The organism is Pacificibacter sp. AS14 (genome assembly GCF_038899935.1).
Taxonomy (GTDB): Bacteria; Pseudomonadota; Alphaproteobacteria; order Rhodobacterales; family Rhodobacteraceae; genus Celeribacter.
Window position 1 is genome coordinate 134,662 of the sequence record NZ_JBBMQI010000001.1, and the last position, 21,694, is coordinate 156,355.

Annotated in this window: 22 protein-coding genes and 1 tRNA gene; 13 read left to right on the plus strand and 10 right to left on the minus strand. The window is 52.2% G+C overall.

What is annotated here, in order from left to right; translation table 11 throughout:
- Entirely contained in the window at positions 1–843 is an 843-nt protein-coding gene (locus tag WNY38_RS00700) for a MoxR family ATPase (RefSeq protein WP_342855395.1), read from the minus strand.
- Positions 844–1,026: 183 nt separating this feature from the next.
- Here WNY38_RS00700 and dksA point away from each other — a divergent pair, with 183 nt between their 5' ends.
- A complete protein-coding gene (dksA, locus tag WNY38_RS00705) occupies positions 1,027–1,449 on the plus strand; it encodes an RNA polymerase-binding protein DksA (protein ID WP_342855396.1) in 423 nt (140 codons plus the stop codon).
- Between the two features lie 135 nt (positions 1,450–1,584).
- Positions 1,585–2,751 (plus strand): FAD-dependent oxidoreductase, encoded by a 1,167-nt coding sequence (locus tag WNY38_RS00710; protein WP_342855397.1) that lies wholly within the window; start codon positions 1,585–1,587, stop codon positions 2,749–2,751.
- 67 nt (positions 2,752–2,818) lie between these two features.
- Here WNY38_RS00710 and tpiA read toward each other — a convergent pair whose 3' ends face one another.
- The 6 genes from tpiA to WNY38_RS00740 form a co-directional block, all read right to left on the minus strand.
- Positions 2,819–3,565: a triose-phosphate isomerase gene (gene tpiA, locus WNY38_RS00715; protein WP_342855398.1), complete on the minus strand. Its 747-nt coding sequence runs from the start codon at positions 3,563–3,565 to the stop codon at positions 2,819–2,821.
- A 155-nt stretch (positions 3,566–3,720) separates the two neighbouring features.
- On the minus strand, positions 3,721–3,867 hold the full coding sequence (locus tag WNY38_RS00720) for a hypothetical protein (protein ID WP_342855399.1): 147 nt from the start codon (positions 3,865–3,867) through the stop codon (positions 3,721–3,723).
- A complete protein-coding gene (locus WNY38_RS00725) occupies positions 3,868–4,239 on the minus strand; it encodes an iron-sulfur cluster assembly accessory protein (RefSeq protein WP_342855400.1) in 372 nt (123 codons plus the stop codon).
- Between the two features lie 22 nt (positions 4,240–4,261).
- The gene (locus WNY38_RS00730) at positions 4,262–5,026 is read right to left on the minus strand and encodes a DUF3307 domain-containing protein (RefSeq protein WP_342855401.1); all 765 of its coding nucleotides are present in this window, start codon (positions 5,024–5,026) and stop codon (positions 4,262–4,264) included.
- Positions 5,019–5,669, minus strand: coding sequence for a hypothetical protein (locus WNY38_RS00735; protein WP_342855402.1), 651 nt, complete (start codon positions 5,667–5,669; stop codon positions 5,019–5,021). Before WNY38_RS00735 ends, WNY38_RS00730 begins: the two co-directional genes overlap by 8 nt.
- A 212-nt stretch (positions 5,670–5,881) precedes the next feature.
- The gene (locus tag WNY38_RS00740; protein ID WP_342855403.1) at positions 5,882–6,244 is read right to left on the minus strand and encodes an SUF system Fe-S cluster assembly protein; all 363 of its coding nucleotides are present in this window, start codon (positions 6,242–6,244) and stop codon (positions 5,882–5,884) included.
- 126 nt (positions 6,245–6,370) lie between these two features.
- Here WNY38_RS00740 and WNY38_RS00745 point away from each other — a divergent pair, with 126 nt between their 5' ends.
- A complete protein-coding gene (locus WNY38_RS00745; RefSeq protein ID WP_342855404.1) occupies positions 6,371–6,670 on the plus strand; it encodes a YciI family protein in 300 nt (99 codons plus the stop codon).
- Positions 6,671–6,690: 20 nt separating this feature from the next.
- On the opposite strand, the gene rimK is transcribed toward WNY38_RS00745, so the two are convergent.
- Positions 6,691–8,097: a 30S ribosomal protein S6--L-glutamate ligase gene (gene rimK, locus WNY38_RS00750; RefSeq protein WP_342855405.1), complete on the minus strand. Its 1,407-nt coding sequence runs from the start codon at positions 8,095–8,097 to the stop codon at positions 6,691–6,693.
- Between the two features lie 349 nt (positions 8,098–8,446).
- On the opposite strand from rimK, the gene WNY38_RS00755 reads away from it, so the two are divergent.
- The gene (locus WNY38_RS00755; RefSeq protein WP_342855406.1) at positions 8,447–9,784 is read left to right on the plus strand and encodes a nucleobase:cation symporter-2 family protein; all 1,338 of its coding nucleotides are present in this window, start codon (positions 8,447–8,449) and stop codon (positions 9,782–9,784) included.
- A gap of 161 nt (positions 9,785–9,945) precedes the next feature.
- Here the strand turns inward: WNY38_RS00755 and WNY38_RS00760 are convergent, their stop codons facing one another.
- Positions 9,946–10,146: a hypothetical protein gene (locus WNY38_RS00760; RefSeq protein ID WP_342855407.1), complete on the minus strand. Its 201-nt coding sequence runs from the start codon at positions 10,144–10,146 to the stop codon at positions 9,946–9,948.
- Between the two features lie 174 nt (positions 10,147–10,320).
- Here WNY38_RS00760 and tgt point away from each other — a divergent pair, with 174 nt between their 5' ends.
- The 6 genes from tgt (at position 10,321) to WNY38_RS00790 (ending at position 16,130) form a co-directional block, all read left to right on the plus strand.
- Positions 10,321–11,451, plus strand: coding sequence for a tRNA guanosine(34) transglycosylase Tgt (tgt, locus tag WNY38_RS00765; RefSeq protein WP_342855408.1), 1,131 nt, complete (start codon positions 10,321–10,323; stop codon positions 11,449–11,451).
- A gap of 186 nt (positions 11,452–11,637) precedes the next feature.
- A complete protein-coding gene (locus tag WNY38_RS00770; protein ID WP_342855409.1) occupies positions 11,638–11,895 on the plus strand; it encodes a hypothetical protein in 258 nt (85 codons plus the stop codon).
- 266 nt (positions 11,896–12,161) lie between these two features.
- Positions 12,162–14,567 carry an endopeptidase La gene (gene lon / locus WNY38_RS00775; protein ID WP_342855410.1) on the plus strand — a complete coding sequence of 802 codons (2,406 nt, stop codon included), beginning with the start codon at positions 12,162–12,164 and terminating at the stop codon, positions 14,565–14,567.
- A gap of 305 nt (positions 14,568–14,872) precedes the next feature.
- Positions 14,873–15,304, plus strand: coding sequence for an HU family DNA-binding protein (locus WNY38_RS00780; protein WP_342855411.1), 432 nt, complete (start codon positions 14,873–14,875; stop codon positions 15,302–15,304).
- Positions 15,305–15,364: 60 nt separating this feature from the next.
- A tRNA-Val gene (locus WNY38_RS00785) sits at positions 15,365–15,440 on the plus strand.
- 75 nt (positions 15,441–15,515) lie between these two features.
- A complete protein-coding gene (locus WNY38_RS00790; protein WP_342855412.1) occupies positions 15,516–16,130 on the plus strand; it encodes a histidine phosphatase family protein in 615 nt (204 codons plus the stop codon).
- A gap of 12 nt (positions 16,131–16,142) precedes the next feature.
- Here WNY38_RS00790 and WNY38_RS00795 read toward each other — a convergent pair whose 3' ends face one another.
- Positions 16,143–17,537, minus strand: coding sequence for a M20/M25/M40 family metallo-hydrolase (locus WNY38_RS00795; protein WP_342855413.1), 1,395 nt, complete (start codon positions 17,535–17,537; stop codon positions 16,143–16,145).
- Between the two features lie 247 nt (positions 17,538–17,784).
- Here WNY38_RS00795 and hemA point away from each other — a divergent pair, with 247 nt between their 5' ends.
- The 3 genes from hemA to ispG all read left to right on the plus strand — a co-directional run bounded on the left by hemA (position 17,785) and on the right by ispG (position 21,620).
- On the plus strand, positions 17,785–19,008 hold the full coding sequence (gene hemA, locus WNY38_RS00800) for a 5-aminolevulinate synthase (protein ID WP_342855414.1): 1,224 nt from the start codon (positions 17,785–17,787) through the stop codon (positions 19,006–19,008).
- Between the two features lie 99 nt (positions 19,009–19,107).
- On the plus strand, positions 19,108–20,316 hold the full coding sequence (locus WNY38_RS00805) for a RodZ domain-containing protein (RefSeq protein WP_342855415.1): 1,209 nt from the start codon (positions 19,108–19,110) through the stop codon (positions 20,314–20,316).
- A 167-nt stretch (positions 20,317–20,483) separates the two neighbouring features.
- The gene (ispG, locus tag WNY38_RS00810) at positions 20,484–21,620 is read left to right on the plus strand and encodes a flavodoxin-dependent (E)-4-hydroxy-3-methylbut-2-enyl-diphosphate synthase (protein WP_342855416.1); all 1,137 of its coding nucleotides are present in this window, start codon (positions 20,484–20,486) and stop codon (positions 21,618–21,620) included.
- Positions 21,621–21,694: the final 74 nt, after the last annotated feature.

The window sequence follows — 21,694 nt, forward strand, 5'->3', positions numbered from 1 at the left end:
TCAGCGACGTCCTTTGCGATCTAAAAAGGCCAAACGTTCAAAAAGTGCCACGTCTTGTTCGTTCTTTAGCAATGCACCATGCAGCTTGGGCAACGCGTTTGCACTGTCCATCGCAAGGTCTTCTGGTGTCAAATCTTCAGCCAATAGCAATTTAAGCCAATCCAATACTTCCGATGTCGAGGGCTTCTTTTTGAGCCCTTGAGTCTCTCTTATGGTAAAGAACTGTGTCAAAGCCGTGGTCAAAAGACGGTCTTTCAGGTTCGGAAAATGGACATCGACGATTTGACGCATCACATCCATGTCCGGAAAACGGATGTAATGAAAAAAACAGCGCCGCAAAAACGCATCGGGCAGTTCTTTTTCGTTGTTCGAGGTGATGATGATCACAGGGCGATGACGCGCCCGTATAGTTTCACCCGTCTCGTAGACGTGAAACTCCATCTTATCAAGTTCTTGCAGCAAATCGTTGGGAAACTCGATGTCAGCTTTGTCGATTTCGTCAATCAGCAAGACCACTTTTTTATCCGCCTCAAAGGCCTGCCAAAGCTTGCCTTTTTTGATGTAGTTGCTCACATCTTCGACTTTTGGATCGCCGAGCTGACTGTCTCGCAACCGTGACACAGCATCATATTCATAAAGACCTTGTTGAGCGCGGGTGGTGGATTTGATGTTCCACTCGATCATCTGCAACCCCATGCTCGCAGCCACTTGGCGTGCCAACTCCGTCTTTCCTGTCCCCGGTTCGCCCTTCACCAAAAGAGGGCGCTCCAGCGTGATGGCCGCGTTCACAGCGACCGTAAGATCCTTTGGCGCGATGTAGGTGTCAGTTGATGAGAATTTCATAGCTAAAGAGCCCCGATCTAACGAATTTTCATCGCAATCATAGCAGTGGATCACAAAGGTACAACTCGCAGTAGATCTCCTAGTGACATCCGCTTTCAAAGCAGGTAAATGAGCGGCAATTGGATGTGCCGACCAGTCAAAAGTGATAGCACTTATGCTGCCGGCGACAATGAGGTGAGCAATATGACGGCCGAATTAGCCATGCCCGACGATTACCGTCCATCGGTGGACGAACCCTTTATGAACGAGCGTCAGCTCGCATATTTCCGCCGCAAACTTCAGAATTGGAAAGCTGAGCTGCTTGATGAAAGCCGCAACACGCTTGAAGGTTTGCAAGACGGAACCCGTAGCATTCCAGACATCGCAGACCGTGCGTCTGAAGAAACCGACCGCGCCCTTGAATTGCGCACACGGGATCGTCAGCGTAAGCTCGTCACCAAAATCGATGCCGCTTTGCGTCGCATTGAATCTGACGAGTTTGGCTATTGCGAAGAGACGGGCGAACCGATTTCTCTCAAACGTCTTGATGCACGCCCGATTGCAACCATGAGCCTTGAGGCGCAAGAGCGTCACGAGCGTCGCGAAAAAGTACATCGCGACGACTGATCTGGTTATGTGATGTGTGCGGTGGGGCGCGTTGCGCGGCATTGCGCGCAGGTGACCTGTATTCGAATTTATGTCAAACACCGAAGCAATCGCTTCGGTGTTTTTCTTTGCGCTGGCTTTGCATGAGGACTTCATATGTTGATCGGACAAGATATCGCAATTTTGGGCGCAGGCGTGGCGGGGCTGACCGCTGCTCGGGCCCTCGCGCTGCGCGGTGCGCGTGTGACAGTCTATGAACGCACATCTGAGATCGCGGAAGTGGGGGCAGGGCTGCAACTGTCGCCAAATGGCGTGGCTGTCTTGTCGGCGCTTGGATTGGATGCCGGCTTGGCGGCGATGCGATCGACTGGCGTGTTGTTGGTCGATGGGTATTCTGGGCGCACTGTGTTGCATATGGATTTTGAACGTCTCAAGCCAGATGCGGATTTTTTGTTGGTGCACCGCGCTGACCTGATTGATGTGTTGTTGAGATGCGCGCAAGACGCCGGCGTTCAAATTAAGCTGTCACATACGGTCGAGACGGTTGTTGATGATGGGGGCGCTGTGACCGTGCACTTTGAAGGCGGCAAACAGGTCGTTCATGATTTTGTCGTGGGCGCCGATGGGTTGCAGTCGCGCCTTCGCAAGACGTTGAATGGTGATGCCGCGCCCTTTTTCACCGGACAAACGGCTTGGCGCGCCACGGTGCCTGCTGCGGGCGGCGAAGATCAAATTGCGATGATCCATGTGGCTGCGGGCAAACATGTGGTGTGTTATCCGTTACGTGGCGGGTCTTTGATCAATATTGTTGCCGTTGAAGAGCGCGAAGAGTGGAGCGACGAAGGCTGGCATCTTGAGGGCGACCCGATTCAGTTGAGAGAACATTTCAGTGCGTTCTGTGCTGGTGTGACCAGTTTATTAGAGCGGGTGACCGAGGTGTCGCGCTGGGGCTTGTTCCGCCATCCCGTGGCGCAAAACTGGTATGGTACCCGCACCGCGTTGATTGGCGATGCTGCTCATCCGACATTGCCGTTTTTGGCCCAAGGCGCAAATCTTGCCTTAGAAGACGCGTGGGTTTTGGCCGATTGTTTGGCCAATATGCCTCTTGATCAGGCGCTTCCGGCTTATCAATTGCGCCGCCGTGCGCGTGTGGTGCGCGCGATTGATGCCGCCACGGCCAATGCACGCAATTATCACCTGCGCGGCCCCAAACGTATGGCCGCTCATATGCTGCTGCGCACAGGCGGCAAGCTTGCCCCGCGCGCTTTGGTGGATAAGTTCGGCTGGCTTTATGATCATGACGTGACCCGCGACGTCACTTAAGGTTCGCAAAGGCAAAACGCCGCCCAAATCACTTGGACGGCGTTTTGTTTGTGCAATGTGTTGCTGCTTAAGAGGCCTCTAACGCAGAGATAATCCCCGCAAAATCAGCAGCCTTTAAAGACGCACCGCCAACCAATGCGCCGTCTACATCTGCCACTGCAAAAATATCGGCCGCATTGCTGGGTTTCACCGAGCCGCCATAAAGCAGCGGCAGGTCGGCGGCGATGTCGCCAAACCGCTCGGTCAATGTGGCGCGCATATCGGCATGAATTTCTGCGATCTCGGCAAGAGTTGGCACTTTGCCCGTGCCGATAGCCCAAACGGGTTCATAGGCGATCACCAATTTTGTGGCATCGATTTCATCGGGCAGGGACCGCAAAAGCTGCCCGTGGACCACTTTAAGCGCATCACCCGCTTCGCGCTGACCCAGCGTTTCGCCAACACAAACAATGGCAGTGAGGCCAGCTGCACAGACCGCTTCGGTTTTTGAACGCACATCGGCGTCGCTTTCGCTGTGATCGGCACGGCGCTCAGAATGGCCGGTGATCACATAGGTCGCACCTGCATCCGCCAGTTGCGCCGCAGAAATATCGCCCGTGTGCGCGCCACTTTCATTGGAATGGCAATCTTGTGCACCTGTTGCGATGGGGCTGTCCTTGAGGATCTGGGCCATGGGCGTGATCAGTGTGGCTGGGGGGCAAAGCAAAATATCGACGCTTGAAGCTACGAACTCTTTGGCCAGCGCCGCAGCCTCGGCCAAATTGGCGGTCACGCCGTTCATCTTCCAATTGCCTGCTGCCAGTTTGCGTGCCATGTCGGGTTCTCCTCAAATGCGTTTTGTGCATCATTGCAGCGTTGAGGGCGTCGTCAAGTGTATAGCAAAGCTTGTGGTCGCCTGCGAATGGTTTTAAAGCGCAGCCAAAGCTTTTTTGCCCCAATAGCAAGCAATATCTGCATCATCCAAAGCCGCTAAAGAGTACCACCGATGATGCAGGCAAACATCACATCACCCTCAACATACAAAGCACTGCCGCCAAGCAACCCACCGACTGTAATGTCGCCTATATCTACAAAAAGACCACGCGCATGGGCAATAAGTTCAGCGGGGGCAGGCATTTACGCTCCGCTTTGCGCGGACAGGCTTTCATCAAATTTGATACTTTCGCCGCAACCACAAGCGTCAACCACATTGGGATTGCGAAACTTAAAGCCAGATTCCAGCAAGGACACTTCGTAATCGATTTCAGTGCCAAACAAGAACATCTGCGCCATGGGCGCGATCATCACGCGGCCGCCGTCTTGTTCGACCACTTCGTCCAGCGGATCGATTTCGTTCACGTAGTCCATGGTGTATTCCATGCCCGCGCAGCCGCCTTTTTTCACGCCAATGCGCAAGCCTTTGGAGCCATCTTTCTCCATCAGTTTTGCGATTTGCGCTGCCGCTTTGGGCGTGATGCTGACAGCTTGTTTGCCTGGAATACCGAACATGTGCGTTCTCCTTTCCCCTAACTTAAGGCTTTGTGGCCATGATCTCAAGAAGCGGATCACCGTTTAATCCATTGTTGATCGCAAGTGTTAAGATTGCGATAGCAATCGCCCAGCTGAACGAGGCCAGCGTGCCGATGATCACATATTCGGCTTTCTCGTTTTTAGATGCCGCATCAAAGCGCAAAACCGATTTCGCAGCGATCAAAAATCCGATGCCTGCGGGCTGTCCGGCCAGAAACATCAAAAATATGAGACCCCGTTCCAGCAGACCAATCATCTGCCCGCCTTTAGGCAGGGATTTCTTGGGAGCGCCTTTTCCGAATGGCTCCATCAATTTGCCCACCGCAAAACCGCCCGCACGCGTGGTGTATAAAATGCCTGCCGTCAGCAGCATTGCTTTTGGTGCCCAAGTGCTGATGTCCAAAAGGCCGCCAGCAGCCAAATCTTTGGTCCAAGCGCCGTTTTCCCAAAGCATCGGGGCAAAAGCGGCCATCATACCGAGCGTGATGAGATGTGCGAGCTGATCAAGTAAGTAGGGATTGATCCCGTCATCATCGCGGGTTTTGACCCAGATGGCTTTCAGCGCATCGATCGCCAAATGAACCCCCGCAAGCACAGCGACCTGCCACGCGACAGACCCCAAAGCGACCACGGCGCACAAGTACACCGCAAGCGTATGGACGAGAAGGGTGGCAAAGCGATCCTTGCTCTGCGCCATCTTGGTGGTTTGAAACACAAAATCGGCGAGAACATGGGCGAAGAAGAGGGCGCTTAGGGTTTCAAACATGTGACTTGTTGCTTTCGATATCAATTAGAGCTGAATAAATTGATCTAAAACCAGCACTATCAAGCGCTTTCGCCACAGTTTGGCGTGACTTTCCCAGAGCTTTCGCAATCTCAGTATAGGTCGGTGTGTCTGTTGGATGCAGCATGCGGATCAGTGGTGCCGCTTGTGCCGGTGTCCAATCTTGTGACATTTGCCCAAGCAGCACCGCGCAAGCAGAGGTTGCTCCAGCGCTTGCATGCCCGAGTGTGAGTTCGAGCTGCGGGGCTTCAACTTTGATCCATTCGAGCATTTGTCCAGATTTGGTGAAAACACCGTCAGTTTGGTCGTTGAGATTGGATTCCAGAGGGCCAGTTATATCTCCCTCAGCAATCCCAATATAGCTATCAAACTCACTGCCCTCAGATCGCAGCGCTGCCCTAAACATCAAAGCAGATCGCAGCGCGTATTTCGGCTCGGCCAGCGCCACTTGCCAGCCATCGCCACGGTGGCGGGTGAAGTGGAGAGATTCCCCCATCCACTCGGCTTGCGTCTCGGCGCAGTCTTTGAGGGCATTAAAGGCGCGCTCAAGTTTTTCGGGGCCCAGCGCGGTGGAGCCGACGATATCGCCGGTGAGAACGGCTATTTTGCGTGTTTTATCTGTCATGATGCAGCCAATATAGGCTGCGTTTGTCAATATGCAACCTAATTGGGCTGCGTTTTGTGTTTCGCACCCTAATTAGGTTGCGATTGTGGATATGCAGCCTCTTTAGGCTGCGCACTGTTTTGGGGCAAATCGCGTGGCCAAAAATATCACAAAACCAAAAGAAAAACGGCCCCGAAGGACCGTTTTGAACCGTAGCACAAAGGCGTGAGTGCTTACATAAAGCCGAGCTCGAGACGCGCTTCATCGGACATCATTTCCATGCCCCAAGGCGGTTCCCACGCCAGATCGACGTCAACTTGTTTGACGCCAGGCAGCGGTTCAATCGCATCTGCGACCCAACCCGGCATTTCGCCCGCAACAGGACAGCCCGGCGCGGTCAACGACATGATAATATGCACTTCGTTCTCTTCATTGATCTCGATGGTGTAGATCAACCCAAGATCGTAGATGTTCACAGGAATTTCAGGGTCATAGACGGATCGGCAGGCTTCCACGATGGCTTCGTGAAGCTGGTGTTCCGTGTTGGAAGGCTTAATCAGCGGAGTGCCTTCGACGGGAGCGTCTGAATTGGTCATGTCTGTCCTCGTGTAAACTTGACCAAAGATATAGGGTTTAGCTGGGGCAAGGTCCAGACCTCGGCTTGGTCTTTTGTGTTTGTGAGGCTATTGATTGGGCAACTGAGCACAAAAAGGTCCATTGCCATGTCTATTCTCGCCGCAGATCAAAACCTGTTCCACGTCGATATCGAATATAAAGTCGATTTGGCGCTGGTTGAACCGCATATGCAAGCGCATCTGGCTTTTGTTGACGAGGGCTATGATCGTGGATTCTTTTTGGCCTCGGGGCCGAAGGTGCCGCGCACTGGCGGGGCTATTTTGGCGACCGCGCCGGATCTTGAGGTTTTGACAGAATTTCTAGCACGCGATCCCTTTGTCACTGAAGGGCTGATTGCTTTGAACGTGACCGAATTTGTGCCGCGCCGCACAGTCGAAGGGCTGTAACGGCGCGGAGCTTTGGGCTGTTAGCTGGTAGATTTTTTGCTGGAACCTTTGCGCGCTGGCATTGGGCGGACACGTTTTTCGATGGTGTCATACAACAGACCCGCGATGTTTTTCGCGGTGGTTCTTTCTGCGCCTTCCAAACCGGGCGAGGAATTGACCTCTAGCACTTTCGGGCCATCATCGGCACGCAACAGATCCACGCCTGCCATGCGCAGACCAAAGGCTTTGGCGGATCTTACGGCGGCATCGCGTTCGGCTTTGGTGATGCGCACGGCTGTAGCTGTGCCGCCCAAATGCAGGTTCGAGCGGAAATCACCGCCGCTTGAGCTGCGTTTGATCGCGGCCACCACTTTGCCATCGACAACAACACAGCGGATATCGACGCCTGAAGCTTCTTTGACGAAATGCTGCACCAAGAAGTTGGCTTTGAGGCCGCGGAATGCCGAAATCACAGATTGCGCGGCTTTCTTGGTCTCGGCCAGCACAACGCCACGCCCTTGGGTGCTTTCAAGCAATTTAACGATCAACGGCGCTTGACCCGCCAAATCGATCAGATTGTCTGTGTCTTTCGGAGAAGCGGCAAAAGCTGTGGTCGGCATATCGATACCATGACGCGCCAAAACTTGGTGCGCATGCAGTTTGTCACGCGATTTGGCGATGCCATCGGCGGAATTCAGGCAATAGGTGCCAATGGTTTCGAACTGACGAATCACAGCACAGCCATAAGACGTGATCGAGGCGCCAACGCGCGGGATCACAGCATCATAGCGCGGCAGGCGTTTGCCGTCGTAATAAATTTCCGGCGCCATCGCGTTGATCGCCATGTAACAGCGTGTGGTGTCGATAACCTCGATCACATGCCCGCGCTCTTCGCCCTCGGTCACAAGACGTCGGGTGGAATAGCTGTCGGGTTCGCGTGAGAGCACGGCAATGCGCAGGGCGCGCGGCGCGCTTGAGGTGCGGATGGCCGCAGAAAAGTAAGCGCTGTCGTTAAGCTCGGGTTGGCAAAAGCTTTCAGACGGGGTGACAATCATGTCGTCAGCAATGGCTTGGCGGCCCAACAGCATACGATACGCCATATTGATGCGATTGGTCAGGGTGATTTCAACTGGCCATGTGCGATCTCCTATGGAAATATTGGTGGTGATCACATAACGCAGCTCGGTTTCGCCGTTGGACGATGTGACTTCGCGACGATCCACCACTTTGGCAGAGCAGGCGATGACGATGTCTTCGCGCCCGGGTACAGGATGGATGCTAAACCGCACCATAGGGGCGTTTGTAGGACCAAAAGGTTCAATGTCGAAGGCATGCAGCGCAGAGGTGCGCGCGCCAGTGTCAACTTTAACCTTGAGTGCGGGCAGACCAAGCGCAGGTAGTTTTGCCCACTCTTCCCAGCCCAAAGCGAAAGGAGCTTTGTCCGTCATCGTTTTATCTCACATTTGAAAGGGAATGCGGTTCGAAATGACACCGCCAAAGAGGCCCTTTCTCACCTATTCACGATTCTAGCAATAGGGTTTGTGAGTTTTGTGACAATGTTAGGTTTTTCGGACCATAAAACGACGAAGCATGACGATCAGGGCGCACAAGTTTGTGTTGCTTGAAGACCTGATTTTGCGAATAAATTGAGCGAATGCGCCGTTGTTCTTGCAGATTTGCCTAACATTTAGACCAAAATAGGCGTTGCCCTAAGGGTAACTTAAGCCCTCAGGGCCAAGGCCTTTTCATACGTCTTATCCGCGCGCAAACTTTCAAAATACGACAAAGGGGAAAATTATGTCAGAACAAAATTCACAGTTGGTGTACAATTTAAACGACGTTCCACCGCCACCCAAAGCCGCTTTGGCCGCTTTTCAACACGTCTTGGCGTCCATCGTTGGTATCGCCACGCCGTCTTTGATCATTGGTGGCGTTTTAGGGCTGGGGGAACATGTTTCCTATCTCATCGCGATGGCGTTTTTCGTCTCTGGGATTGCGACCTTCATTCAATGTAGACGTGTCGGGCCTGTTGGATCTGGTTTGCTCAGCGTCCAAGGGACGTCTTTTGCCTTTCTTGGTGCCATTTTGGCGGCTGGGTTTGCGGTAAAAGGTCAAGGTGGCACACCTGAAGATATTTTGGCGATGATTTTCGGCCTGTGCCTTGCTGGCTCTGTGGTCGAGATCATCCTGTCGCAGTTTTTGGACAAACTTAAACGCGTGATTACGCCAACGGTGACAGGTGTTGTGATCACCGTGATTGGTCTAAGCTTGATCAAAGCGGGCTTTACCGATTTTGCCGGTGGCGCGGGTGCGGGCGAAGATTTGGGCAAGCCTTTGTTCTTGCTTTTGGGTCTTTTGGTTGTGGCCGTGATTTTGATTGTGACTTTCATGGGCAATCCGATGTTGCGCATCGCTGCCATCATGATTGGCCTTGTTGTGGGCACGGTTGTTGCCAGCTTCTTTGGCATGGTGAATTTTGGCGCTCTGAGCAGTGCTCAACTGTTCGCTTTGCCCATTCCATTTAAATACGGCATCAATTTTGACTTTGCTTTGTTTTTGCCCATCGCATTTTTGTATTTCGTCACAGCGATTGAAACCTCTGGCGATTTGACTGCGAACTCTGTGATCTCAGGCGAACCTGTTGAGGGCGATGTCTACATGACCCGCATCAAGGGCGGTGTTTTGGGCGATGGTGTGAACTCTGCGATTGCTGCTGTGTTCAACACCTTTCCGAACACCACGTTTTCGCAAAACAATGGCGTGATCCAAATGACAGGCGTGGCCAGCCGCCATGTCGGTATGTGGATCGGTGGCATGTTGGCACTGATGGGGCTGTTCCCGATTATTGGCGCGTTCTTCTTGATCATCCCTAAACCCGTTTTGGGTGGGGCCACAGTCGTCTTGTTCGCCTCTATCGCGGTTGCGGGCATTCGCATCCTTGCGTCCCAAGAGATGACCCTGCGCCGCATTTACATCATGGCAGTGTCCTTTGGTCTCGCTTTGGGCGTGACCTTGGTGCCTGATGCCACACAGCATTTGCCAACCTTCATGAAACAGGTGTTTGCAGCACCCATCACCTTGGCGGGCTTGTCGGCGATCATTCTGTCTTTGGCTATCCCAGAAGACAAAGACTAAGCGGTCCTGTCTGAACTGGTTGTCACATAAAAAGAAAGGCCCGTCTGATGTTCAGGCGGGCTTTTTGCGTCTCTAGATGGTTCACGCTTGTTTGCGATCAACGACAGCGGTGAGGGGGCAAGCCAATTGTATCCCTCCAGCCCCAGTAAAGAGATCAAGCATCATTGCTTTGAGCGCCAAGCTTTTATCAGTGAGACAAGGCTCGCTTTTTTAAAACTAGGGCTTGCGATTAGAGCCACCGCGATAACTGTGAGTAAAATTGCACCCAAGCCTTCGCCTTCGATAAATACAATAGAAAGATTTGCATCAGCAACGAGTTGATACAGGCAGCCAAAAACTGTTTTTGGGGATTCGTTCGGCATGAGACACACTCCACTCTGTAAGGTGTCATTTTTTAATACGTAAAAGGTTGCTGTCTAGAACTGGCACGGCAAGGGTCGATTCTAGAAGTGACTCTAGATGACGGCCCATGGGCAAGTCTGGTGTGCAACACCCTCTCTGGCCCAAGCGCGCATTTCGCGCTAAGTCGTTTTCTTATGACACAACGAATCTCATTTTCCCTCGATGCCACAGATGGCAAAGCCCGCACGGGCGTGATCTCAACCCCGCGCGGCGACATTCGCACACCGGCCTTTATGCCTGTTGGCACGGCTGGCACGGTCAAAGCGATGATGCCCGAAAGTGTGCGCGCGACAGGCGCGGATATTTTGCTGGGCAACACCTATCACTTGATGCTGCGCCCCACGGCGGAGCGCATTGATCGTTTGGGCGGCCTGCACAAGTTCATGAACTGGGACCGGCCTATTTTGACAGACAGCGGCGGGTTTCAGGTGATGAGCTTGGCTGGCTTGCGCAAACTCAACGAGGAAGGCGTCACTTTCGCGTCGCACGTGGATGGGTCCAAACATGTCATCACGCCTGAGCGCTCTATGGAAATCCAAAAGTTGCTCGGCTCTGACATTGTGATGTGTTTCGATGAATGCCCAGCGCTGCCTGCCGATGACGAAGTTGTGGCCAAGTCCATGCGCATGTCGATGCGGTGGGCACAGCGGTCGCGCGATGCCTTTGGTGATCGTCCTGGGCATGCGTTGTTTGGCATCATGCAAGGCGGCGTGACGCCTGAGTTGCGTGAAGAAAGTGCCAAAGCGCTGGTTGATATCGGGTTTGACGGATACGCACTTGGCGGCTTGGCTGTGGGCGAGGGACAAGAGGCGATGTTTGGCGTGTTGGAATACGCGCCTGATTATCTGCCTGTCGATAAACCGCGCTATTTGATGGGTGTGGGCAAGCCTGATGATATCGTGGGTGCTGTGAAACGCGGCGTTGATATGATGGACTGCGTGCTGCCATCACGCTCTGGTCGCAATGGTCAGGTGTTCACCCGTCGTGGCGCCATCAATATGAAAAACGCGCGTCATGCAGACGACCCGCGCCCTTTGGATGAGGCCTGCACTTGCCCAGCATGTACGCAATATTCGCGTGCCTATTTGCACCACGTCTACCGGTCCCACGAAATGATTTCCGGCATGCTTTTGACATGGCACAACCTGCATTATTTCCAAGATCTCATGCAAGGCATGCGTGATGCGATTGCTGCTGGCACGTTTGACGCGTGGGAAGCTGAGTTTCACGCCATGCGCGCTGAGGGCGACATCGCGCCGCTGTAAACGCGACATTTAACGCAAGCTATTGAGGCCGCTCACATATTGTTGGAGCGGCCTTTTTTATGGAAATTTAGATAAAATTTTCTATTTAACTCACTGTTATCCTTGTCTTTATCTATCTGGATTTCGCCACATTTCGGACCAACCCTCTGGATAGCTCTGAAGCATCAGATCAATCAGGAGTTTATCATGTCCGTATCGAAAATTTGGGGTTTGGCTATCGGCCTGTTCTGTATATGTGTCTTGGCGTCGACGTTGCAATTGTCTGCTGCCATGCCCAAAAGCGCAAAGGCGACCCAAGCGCAGATCGAGTCTGACGCGATTTTCCAACACGCGACGGCGCAGTCGCAAATGGGGAAAATTCCGAACGTGACCGTCGCTTGCGCAATGCCAATAGCTGCAACACACCAGATTGCGCAGTGTACCATTGGCGCGTCGGCGAAATAGTCGTTACGCACGCCTGTGGCGGCTTTGGTCCCGTCTTAGCATCACTGGCGCGCTTAAAAGATTAACGATAACTTTGCTAATTCTTGCCAAATTAAGCTATTTCAGTGCTTGCGGGTGGGCGCGAAGGCGGGCAAACTAAGTCCAAATCCAACTGCACTTGGTTGAAATTGGGGGCGCAGGGCCCCAAATGTGATGAACCAAGTCAGGAAAGGGCCAAAGATTGCCGCAAAGCGGGATCCGGTTCTTTTGCAAAATAAGGACACAAAATGCACGAGCAACTTCAATCATATCCCGTACTGCCTTTGCGCGACATTGTGGTTTTCCCCCATATGGTCGTGCCCCTGTTTGTGGGCCGAGAAAAATCCGTAAAAGCACTTGAGGAAGTGATGTCGCAAGACAAACAAATCCTTTTGAGCGCTCAAATCGATCCATCCGTCGATGACCCTGAAGCCGACGGCATTTACCGCATGGGCGTTTTGGCGAATGTTTTGCAATTGCTCAAATTGCCTGATGGCACAGTGAAAGTGCTTGTCGAAGGTGATAAGCGCGTCCAAATCACTGAATTTGTTGAAAATGATAGTTTTTTCGAGGCCGCGACAGCCGAACTGTTCGAAGTCGAAGGCGATCCCGCCGCTGTAATCGCTTTGGTGCGCTCTGTAGCGGAAGAGTTCGCGCATTATGCCAAGATCAAAAAGAACATTCCCGAAGAGGCTTTGACAGCCGTCGACGACACCAAAGACCCGAGTAAACTTGCCGATCTTGTGGCGGGACATTTGGGTGTCGAAGTGGCGCAAAAGCAAGACTTGCTTGAAACCCTGTCTGTTGAGGCGCGCCTTGAGGCGATCTATGGGATGATGCAGGGCGAAATGTCCGTGCTTCAGGTCGAAAAAAAGATCAAAACGCGCGTCAAATCCCAGATGGAGCGCACTCAGCGCGAGTACTATTTGAACGAGCAAATGAAGGCCATTCAGAAAGAACTTGGCGATGGTGAGGACGGCACGAACGAAATCAACGAGCTTGAAGAACGCATTGCCAAAACCAAATTCTCTAAAGAAGCATCTGAAAAAGTCGCAGCTGAGCTAAAAAAACTCAAATCCATGAGCCCTATGTCGGCTGAGGCCACGGTGGTGCGCAACTATTTGGATTGGATGCTCTCTATTCCATGGGGCGTCAAATCCCGCGTTAAAAAAGACCTGAAACGTGCCGAAGAGGTGCTGGATAAAGATCATTACGGCCTTGAAAAGGTTAAAGAACGCATCGTTGAATACCTTGCGGTGCAGCAGCGCAGCCAGAAGCTCAAAGGCCCGATCATGTGCCTTGTGGGCCCTCCTGGTGTGGGTAAAACCTCGCTTGGTAAATCCGTAGCCAAAGCCACGGGGCGTGAATTTATTCGCATCTCTTTGGGCGGCGTGCGTGACGAATCTGAAATCCGCGGTCACCGTCGGACGTATATCGGCTCGATGCCCGGTAAAATCATTCAGGCGTTGAAAAAAGCCAAAACCACCAACCCGCTGATCTTGCTCGATGAAATTGACAAGATGGGGCAAGATATGCGTGGAGATCCCGCATCTGCGATGCTCGAAGTGCTGGATCCAGAACAAAACTCCACTTTCGTAGATCACTACATGGAGGTCGAATACGATCTGTCCAACGTGATGTTCTTGACCACATCCAACAGCTACAACATGCCCGGTCCATTGTTGGACCGGATGGAAATCATTCCATTGTCTGGCTACACCGAAGACGAAAAAGCCGAGATCGCCAAACAGCATTTGATCCCCAAACAGATCAAAAATCACGGGCTAAAAGCAGACGAGTTTTCAATCTCTGACGCGGCTGTGTCCGACTTGATTCGTTACTACACCCGTGAAGCGGGCGTGCGGAATTTGGAACGTGAAATGGCCAAGGTCGCGCGTAAGTCTTTGACCAAAATCGTCAAGAAAGAAGTGACGTCCGTACATGTTACGCCTGACAATTTGGAAGACTTCTTGGGCGTGAAAAAGATGCGCTACGGTTTGGCCGAGAAAGAAGACCAAATCGGTGTTGTCACTGGCTTGGCCTACACATCTGTGGGCGGCGATTTGTTGCAAATCGAAGCGCTGCGTCTGCCTGGCAAAGGTCGGATGAAAACCACAGGTAAGCTTGGCGATGTGATGAAGGAATCCATCGACGCGGCGTCCAGCTATGTGCGCTCAATCGCACCTGAGATCGGGTTGAAGCCTCCAGTGTTTGATACCTTGGATATTCACGTCCACGTACCAGATGGGGCGACGCCGAAAGATGGACCCTCTGCAGGTCTGGCCATGGTTACGACTATTGTTTCGGTGCTCACCAAAATTCCAGTGCGCAAAGACATCGCGATGACGGGCGAGGTCAGCTTGCGCGGCAATGCGACGGCCATCGGTGGTTTGAAAGAAAAGCTTTTGGCGGCTTTGCGCGGGGGCATCACCACGGTGTTGATTCCCGAGGAAAACGTCAAAGATCTCGCGGACATTCCTAATAATGTCAAAGAGGGTTTGGAAATTATTCCTGTGACCCATGTTTCTGAGGTTCTCAAACACGCTTTGGTGCGTGCGCCAGAGCCAATTGAATGGGATCATGATGCCGATGATGCTGCCCGATTGGCTAAGGCAACGGCGCCAGCTGCTGCGGTAGCTCCAGTCGCTCATTAGCCTTGGGCCTCGCTTGATGTAATTTCAACGCGAATTTGGTGCTTGTTTTGAAACAAAGGCGTTCCTGAAAATGGAGCGCCTTTTCATAATTTTAACACATTTTATATGGCAAGAGCATTTTCCATATTTTACAAAATATTTAGAATTTCGCGTCATCTTCAGCCAATTTGTGTGAAAACTGTCTTATATCTGCCTGATTTGTGCCCAATGTGAATTGGTGAGGCTTTTGATCTATTTCCCATTTGCAACCGGGGTAGAGGAAAGGTTAATGTTTCTACAAAAGAAACAACCTAAAGGTCTGAATCATGGCAACCCGCCGCACAACGACAACGATCACGACAGAAGAGCCCGCCGAAGTCATGGCTCCGACAACTGTTGCAACATCTACACCTGCCGCTGAAGTCGAAGCGCCAGAAGCAAGCCTTGTGCATGTTGTAAAGAAAAAAGAATTCATCGAACGCGTATCTGAGGCATCGGGTGTCCGTAAAGGCATGACCAAAAAAGTGGTTGATGCCATGCTCAAAGAAATGGGCGACATTATGCAAGAGGGCACAGAGATGAATCTGCCGCCTCTTGGTAAACTGTCGATCAATCGTCAAAAAGAGATCGGAAACGCGTTCATTTTGATTGCCAAACTGCGCCGCGCCAAAGGCATGCTTGCAGGTAAAAAGCCAACTGTTGAAGGCGAAGAGGCATCAATTGAAGATGTTGAAACCGCTGAAACTACAGAAAGCTAAAAAAGTGGCATGATGCCCCTTGCATCATGCCCGTCCTAGGGCTAAATACCGCGCCACGGCGGGTCGTTAGCTCAGTTGGTAGAGCGCTTCGTTTACACCGAAGATGTCGGGAGTTCGAGCCTCTCACGACCCACCACCGAAATTCAAAGGCATGCCGCAAGGTGTGCCTTTTTTCGTTGCGCGACATTCTTTGAAAGGCTACCTCATTTGCATGATTGAACATCCCATTTTTCTTTTGCGGCACGGCCAAACTGAATGGAATTTAAAAGGGCGCTTGCAAGGGCAGCTCGACAGCCCATTGACGACAAAAGGTCAGGCCCAAGCCTTTTTGCAACGCGATATATTGAAGCCCGTGTTCGCGACTTTTCCACAGATCTATTTTCTATCCAGTCCTTTGGGTCGTGCGTGGGATACGGCTGTGATTGCCGCAGACGGTTATCCCGTACAGCGAAATGATTTTCTCAAAGAAGTGTTTGCTGGCAGCTGGGAGGGACGTCTGCGCAGTGATATCGTGGCAGAGCGCGGCGGATCAGCGGCCGAAGAGGATATGTTTGATCTGTTTTTGTCAGCCCCGGATGGGGAAGGCGGCGAATCCCTTGAGACGCGGTGCCGCAGCGCATTGACTGCCCTGAACGGGCCAACGGTCATTGTTTCACATGGGGTTGTTTCCGCGTTTTTACGCGGTCTTGTGTGCGGGTTGGATGTACCTGACATCGCCCGGCTTTCTCACAATCAAGGCGTCGTTTTTGCGTTGCACAACGGCGTAGAGACGATGTTGGAAACGCGCGCGGATGCTGAACAATATCTTGCCAGGACCCGCGCTTAACATATTTATGAGTTAGTCTTTCGACACTGCATCTAGAATGCGGGCCCAAGAACGAATGCCCTTGTGAAAGCTTTCCACGTCGTATTTTTCATTTGGCGAATGGATTTGGTCATCATCACGGCCAAAGCCAGCCAGCATCGCATCAACGCCAACGATACGTTTGAAGTGACCGGCTATGGGAATAGAGCCGCCACAGCCGATAAATGCGGCTTCGTTTGGCCATTCATCGGACAAGGCCACACGTGCTTTCTCGAATGCTGGGTGATCTGTCGCCATGGTCGAAGCTTTTGAAGCCCCGTGCGGGTTGAAGGTTACTGTGCAATCGTCTGGCAAATTGGCGCAAACGTAGTCGTGCAAAGCGGCACGAATCTTGTGCGGGTCTTGATCGCCGACCAAACGTGCTGACAGTTTGACCGAGGCTTGTGAGGGCAGCACCGTTTTGAAACCTTCGCCAGTGTAGCCGCCAATGATGCCGTTGAATTCAAGCGTGGGTTCGGACCAGATCATTTGCAGCCCTGTTTTCCCTTCTTCGCCAGCGGGGTTTTTCAGACCAACTTCACCCAAGAATGCTTCCGCATTAAAGTCTAAGGCCTCCCATTGGCTGCGTAGGTCATCAGACAGTTCAGGTACGCCATCGTAGAATCCGGGGAGCGTGACGCGGCCTGAGTCGTCATGCAATCCGGCAAGGATTTTGGTTAAAACGCGAATGGGATTGCGCGCGATTCCTCCAAACATGCCAGAGTGCAGATCTTTATTGGCTGCGGTTATTGTAATCTCGTCGCCCATCAACCCACGCAACATGGTGACAATTGCGGGCGTGTCATGGCCAAAAAGACCGGTGTCGCAAATCAAGGCCACATCGCCTTTAAGCTTGTCTTTATGTTCTTCCATAAAGGGCACCAGCGACGGAGACCCGCTTTCTTCTTCACCTTCAAAGAAGAATGTAATTTCGCAAGGCAATTGGCCATGCTCTGTTTTCCATGCGCGGCAGGCCTCAATAAAGGTCATCAACTGGCCTTTGTCATCAGATGACCCACGCCCGCGAATGACGCGTCCCTTTGCAGTGTTCTCGATTTGGGGATCAAAAGGGTCATTCGTCCAAAGGTCAATAGGATCAACAGGTTGAACGTCGTAGTGTCCGTAAAACACCAAGTGCGGTGCATTTGAATTTTTTGGCCCATCGACATGCCCCATCACCATAGGATGCCCCGGTGTGGTATAGATTTTCGCATCAATGCCGATAGAGGATAGATCAGCGACAAGCCAATCTGCGGCTGCTGCGCAGTCATCCTTATAGGCTGGGTCAGTCGAAATCGATCTAAGACGCATGAGGTCCAAGAGACGATCCATCGACGCGGGTAAGTCTGCGTCGATACGAGACAAAACGGGAGAGAGTTGGGGGGTCATAAGAGACTCGCTTTTGGACAAAGAGGGGAATTTCGTCACAACTTACCGTGCCTAACTGCGGTGTCCAGTCGCGGGGGGAAGTTTGATATAGATCATTCCTAAATGTTTTTGTTAGAAGCTACACCAAAGCGAGTTAATATTGCTGCTGCACAGAATGCTTAAATATCTTGCATTTTTTGAATATGTTTCGCAAGTTGAGCATCAGCCGCTGTAAAAGGCGATGAAAGACCGAATGAGAGGACGACCCGTGAACTATACTGCACAGCTCGATGAAGCGCTCCAACGTCTGCACGACGAAGATCGCTACCGGACGTTCATTGATATCGAGCGCGAGCGTGGAAATTTTCCGCATGCTGTATGGAACAAGCCAGATGGAACAAAACAGCCGGTCACAGTTTGGTGCGGCAATGACTATCTGGGCATGGGGCAACACCCTGTGGTTCTTGACGCAATGAAAGAAGCCGTTGATGCAACGGGTGCTGGTTCTGGCGGCACCCGTAATATTTCTGGCACGACAGTTTATCACAAACGGCTTGAGGCCGAGCTGGCCGATTGGCATCAAAAAGAAGCAGCCTTGGTGTTTTCATCGGCCTATATTGCCAATGACGCAACTTTGTCGACTTTGCCAAAGCTTTTTCCTGGGCTGATCATCTATTCTGATTCACTTAATCATGCTTCAATGATCGAAGGCGTGCGCCGCAACGGTGGTGCAAAACGTGTGTTCCGTCACAATGATGTCGAACACCTGCGTGAATTGTTGCAAGCGGACGATCCATCCGTCCCCAAATTGATTGCCTTCGAATCGATCTATTCTATGGATGGCGATTTTGGTCCGATCAAAGACATTTGCGACCTTGCGGACGAATTCAACGCGCTGACCTACATCGACGAAGTTCATGCCGTTGGTATGTACGGTGAACGCGGGGCAGGGGTTGCAGAACGTGATGGTCTGCTGGATCGTCTCGACATCATTAATGGCACCCTTGGTAAAGCTGTTGGCGTTTTTGGCGGCTACATCGCGGCATCCGCGAAAATGTGCGACGCTGTTAGGTCATATGCGCCTGGATTCATTTTCACCACCTCGTTGCCGCCTGCAGTTGTTGCAGGGGCCGCGGCTTCAATTGCGCATCTAAAAACGGATCAGGCGTTGCGCGCACAACACCAAACCCAAGCCAAGATTCTTAAACTGCGCCTGAAGGGGCTAGGCTTGCCGATCGTTGATTATGGTAGTCACATTGTGCCGTTGATTGTTGGAAATCCCAAGCACACAAAGCTTATGTCCGACATGATGCTCGAAGGCTTTGGCATTTACGTGCAGCCAATAAACTACCCAACAGTACCACGTGGCACAGAGCGGTTGCGCTTTACACCCTCTCCAGTTCACGGGTCGTTTGAAATGGATACTTTGGTGAGCGCATTGGACAACCTGTGGTCTCATTGTGCGCTGAATCGTGCCGAATTGGCGGGTTAACCGCTTTTGACTCTGTGCGCCGCCTTTGACCATATGCTAATTAAATAGAGATATAGCGAACGAATCGCTGAATCGAATTGGGGCAATCTAGGTATGCGGATGTTGGGGCGGTGGAGCACACCTCCAGTCGAGGAAGAACAGCAGCCACGCGGCTTTGACGACTTTGAGCTGAAGCTCGGTGACGTCATGCGCGGGGAACGTGCAACCCTTGGCAAATCCCTACTTGATGTTCAACGAGAATTGAAAATCAGAGCGACTTATGTTGCTGCCATTGAAAACGCCGATCCTTCCGTTTTTGAAACCCAAGGCTTTATCGCGGGATATGTACGTTCTTACGCGCGCTATCTCGACCTTGATCCTGAGTGGGCTTTCGCACGTTTTAGTGCAGAAAGCGGCTTTGCTGTGGCACATGGTATGTCGCCCGAAGCCTCTTCTGTACGCAAGCCCTCTGCGATGGCATTGGCTGCGTCAAAGCGTAAATCCGACGATCCATATTCTGATCCTAACGCCTCTTTTGTTCCGCGTGGCGAAAGCTTCTTGGCGCGTATCGAACCTGGCGCTATTGGCTCCACTGCGGTTTTGCTCGCACTTGTTGGGGTCATTGGCTATGGTGGTTGGTCAGTTTTGCAAGAAATACAAAAGGTGCAACTTGCGCCAGTTGATCAAGCGCCCGGTGTGGCGTCTGAAACAACGACACTGCCAAATGATTCTGTTGTCTTTGCCGGTTTGAATGAAAGCGTGGGGCTGACGACCTCATCGTCTGAGGCGCTCGACCGTCTTTATCGCCCGCAAGCTTTGACCACGCCGGTTCTTGTGCCCCGTGATGGCCCAATAGCGTCGCTTGATCCACGGACCGGTGGCGCTTTGGTACAAGAAAGCGCCGAAGATCGTCTTAACGCTATGTCCCGCCAATTGGCCAGTGCTGTAACGACTGGGCCTGAGGAGACAATCATTCAAGTCGTTGAAGATGCAGCACCTGAATTGGCTTTGATCGCGGTACGTCCGTCTTGGGTGCGCGTCAGTTCTGCGGATGGCTCTGTTTTGTTTGAGAAAATTCTTGATGCAGGCGAACGCTATGTGTTGCCTGCGACCGAAGATGCACCGCGTTTGCGCACCGGCAATGGTGGTGGTGTCTATTTCGCTTTAAACGGCCAAGCTTACGGCCCTGCAGGGAAATCCGGTTCTGTAGTGAAAAACATCGCTTTGTCGGAGCTTGATATTTCAGCCACGTTCGAGGCCGTTGATCTTGCAGCCAATGACTTTGTCGCTGAGATGTTTAAAGTCGCTCAAAACACTGCTGCCGAATAGTTAAACTATTATGGATATCAATCGCGGTTGAGCTGACCTCGCCCGAGTCGTATCTGCGTGCGTGTCAAACCTGTGCCGTTTGCGATTGTGCGCTTTGCCCCATTGCCCCCATACCATCCACAAACTATCTATAGGGCAAAGACGCAAATCGTTCCGAAAGGTGCCCCATGTCCCTGAATCATATCCGCCCGTGGCGTAATATTTACCGTCGCGAAAGTCGTAAAATTATGGTCGGAAATGTGCCCGTTGGGGGCGATGCACCGATTTCGGTTCAGACGATGACCAATACTGACAGCTCGGATGTGCGGGCGACATTGGATCAAGTGTTGCGCTCTGCCGAGGCGGGCGCGGACATCGTGCGGATTTCTGCCCCTGACGAGGGGGCGACAAAAGCGCTTAAAGAGATTTGCAAAGAGAGCCCGGTGCCCATCGTCGCAGACATCCATTTCCATTACAAACGCGCCATTGAAGCAGCAGAAGCAGGGGTGGCCTGTTTGCGGATCAACCCCGGTAATATTGGTGATGAAAAGCGTGTCAAAGAAGTGATCAAGGCCGCGAAAGATTATGGATGTGCGATCCGGATCGGCGTGAACGCAGGGTCTTTGGAAAAGCATCTGTTGGATAAATATGGCGAGCCTTGCCCTGATGCTATGGTTGAAAGCGGGATGGATCATATCAAGATCCTGCAAGACAACGACTTTCACGAGTTCAAAATCTCGGTGAAAGCCTCTGATGTCTTCATGGCCTCAGCCGCTTATCAGCAATTGTCTGAGGCCACGGATGCGCCGATCCATTTGGGCATCACCGAAGCGGGCGGATTGACTTCTGGTACGATCAAATCTTCCATTGGTATGGGCCAGCTTTTGTGGATGGGCATTGGCGATACAATCCGCGTGTCTTTGTCGGCTGATCCCGTCGAAGAAGTCAAAGTCGGCTATGAAATCCTGAAGTCTCTGGGCCTGCGCCATCGCGGCGTGAATATCATCTCTTGCCCGTCCTGCGCGCGCCAAGGCTTTGATGTGATCAAAACTGTTGAGACTTTGGAAAAGCGTTTGGAACATATCAAAACGCCCATGAGCCTTTCGATCATTGGCTGTGTTGTGAATGGCCCTGGGGAAGCGTTAATGACCGATGTGGGCTGGACAGGCGGCGGCGCTGGATCTGGCATGGTGTATTTGGCAGGCAAGCAATCGCACAAGCAATCCAATGAGGACATGGTTGAACATATCGTTGAGCAGGTCGAAAAGAAGGCCGCTGAGATTGCCAAAAGAATGGCCGAAGAAGAGGCTGCGGCAGCCGAGTAAGTTTGGCCATACCCCAAAGAAAAACCCCGCTTACTTGGCGGGGTTTTGTCGTTTTAAAATAGAATGTGCTAGGG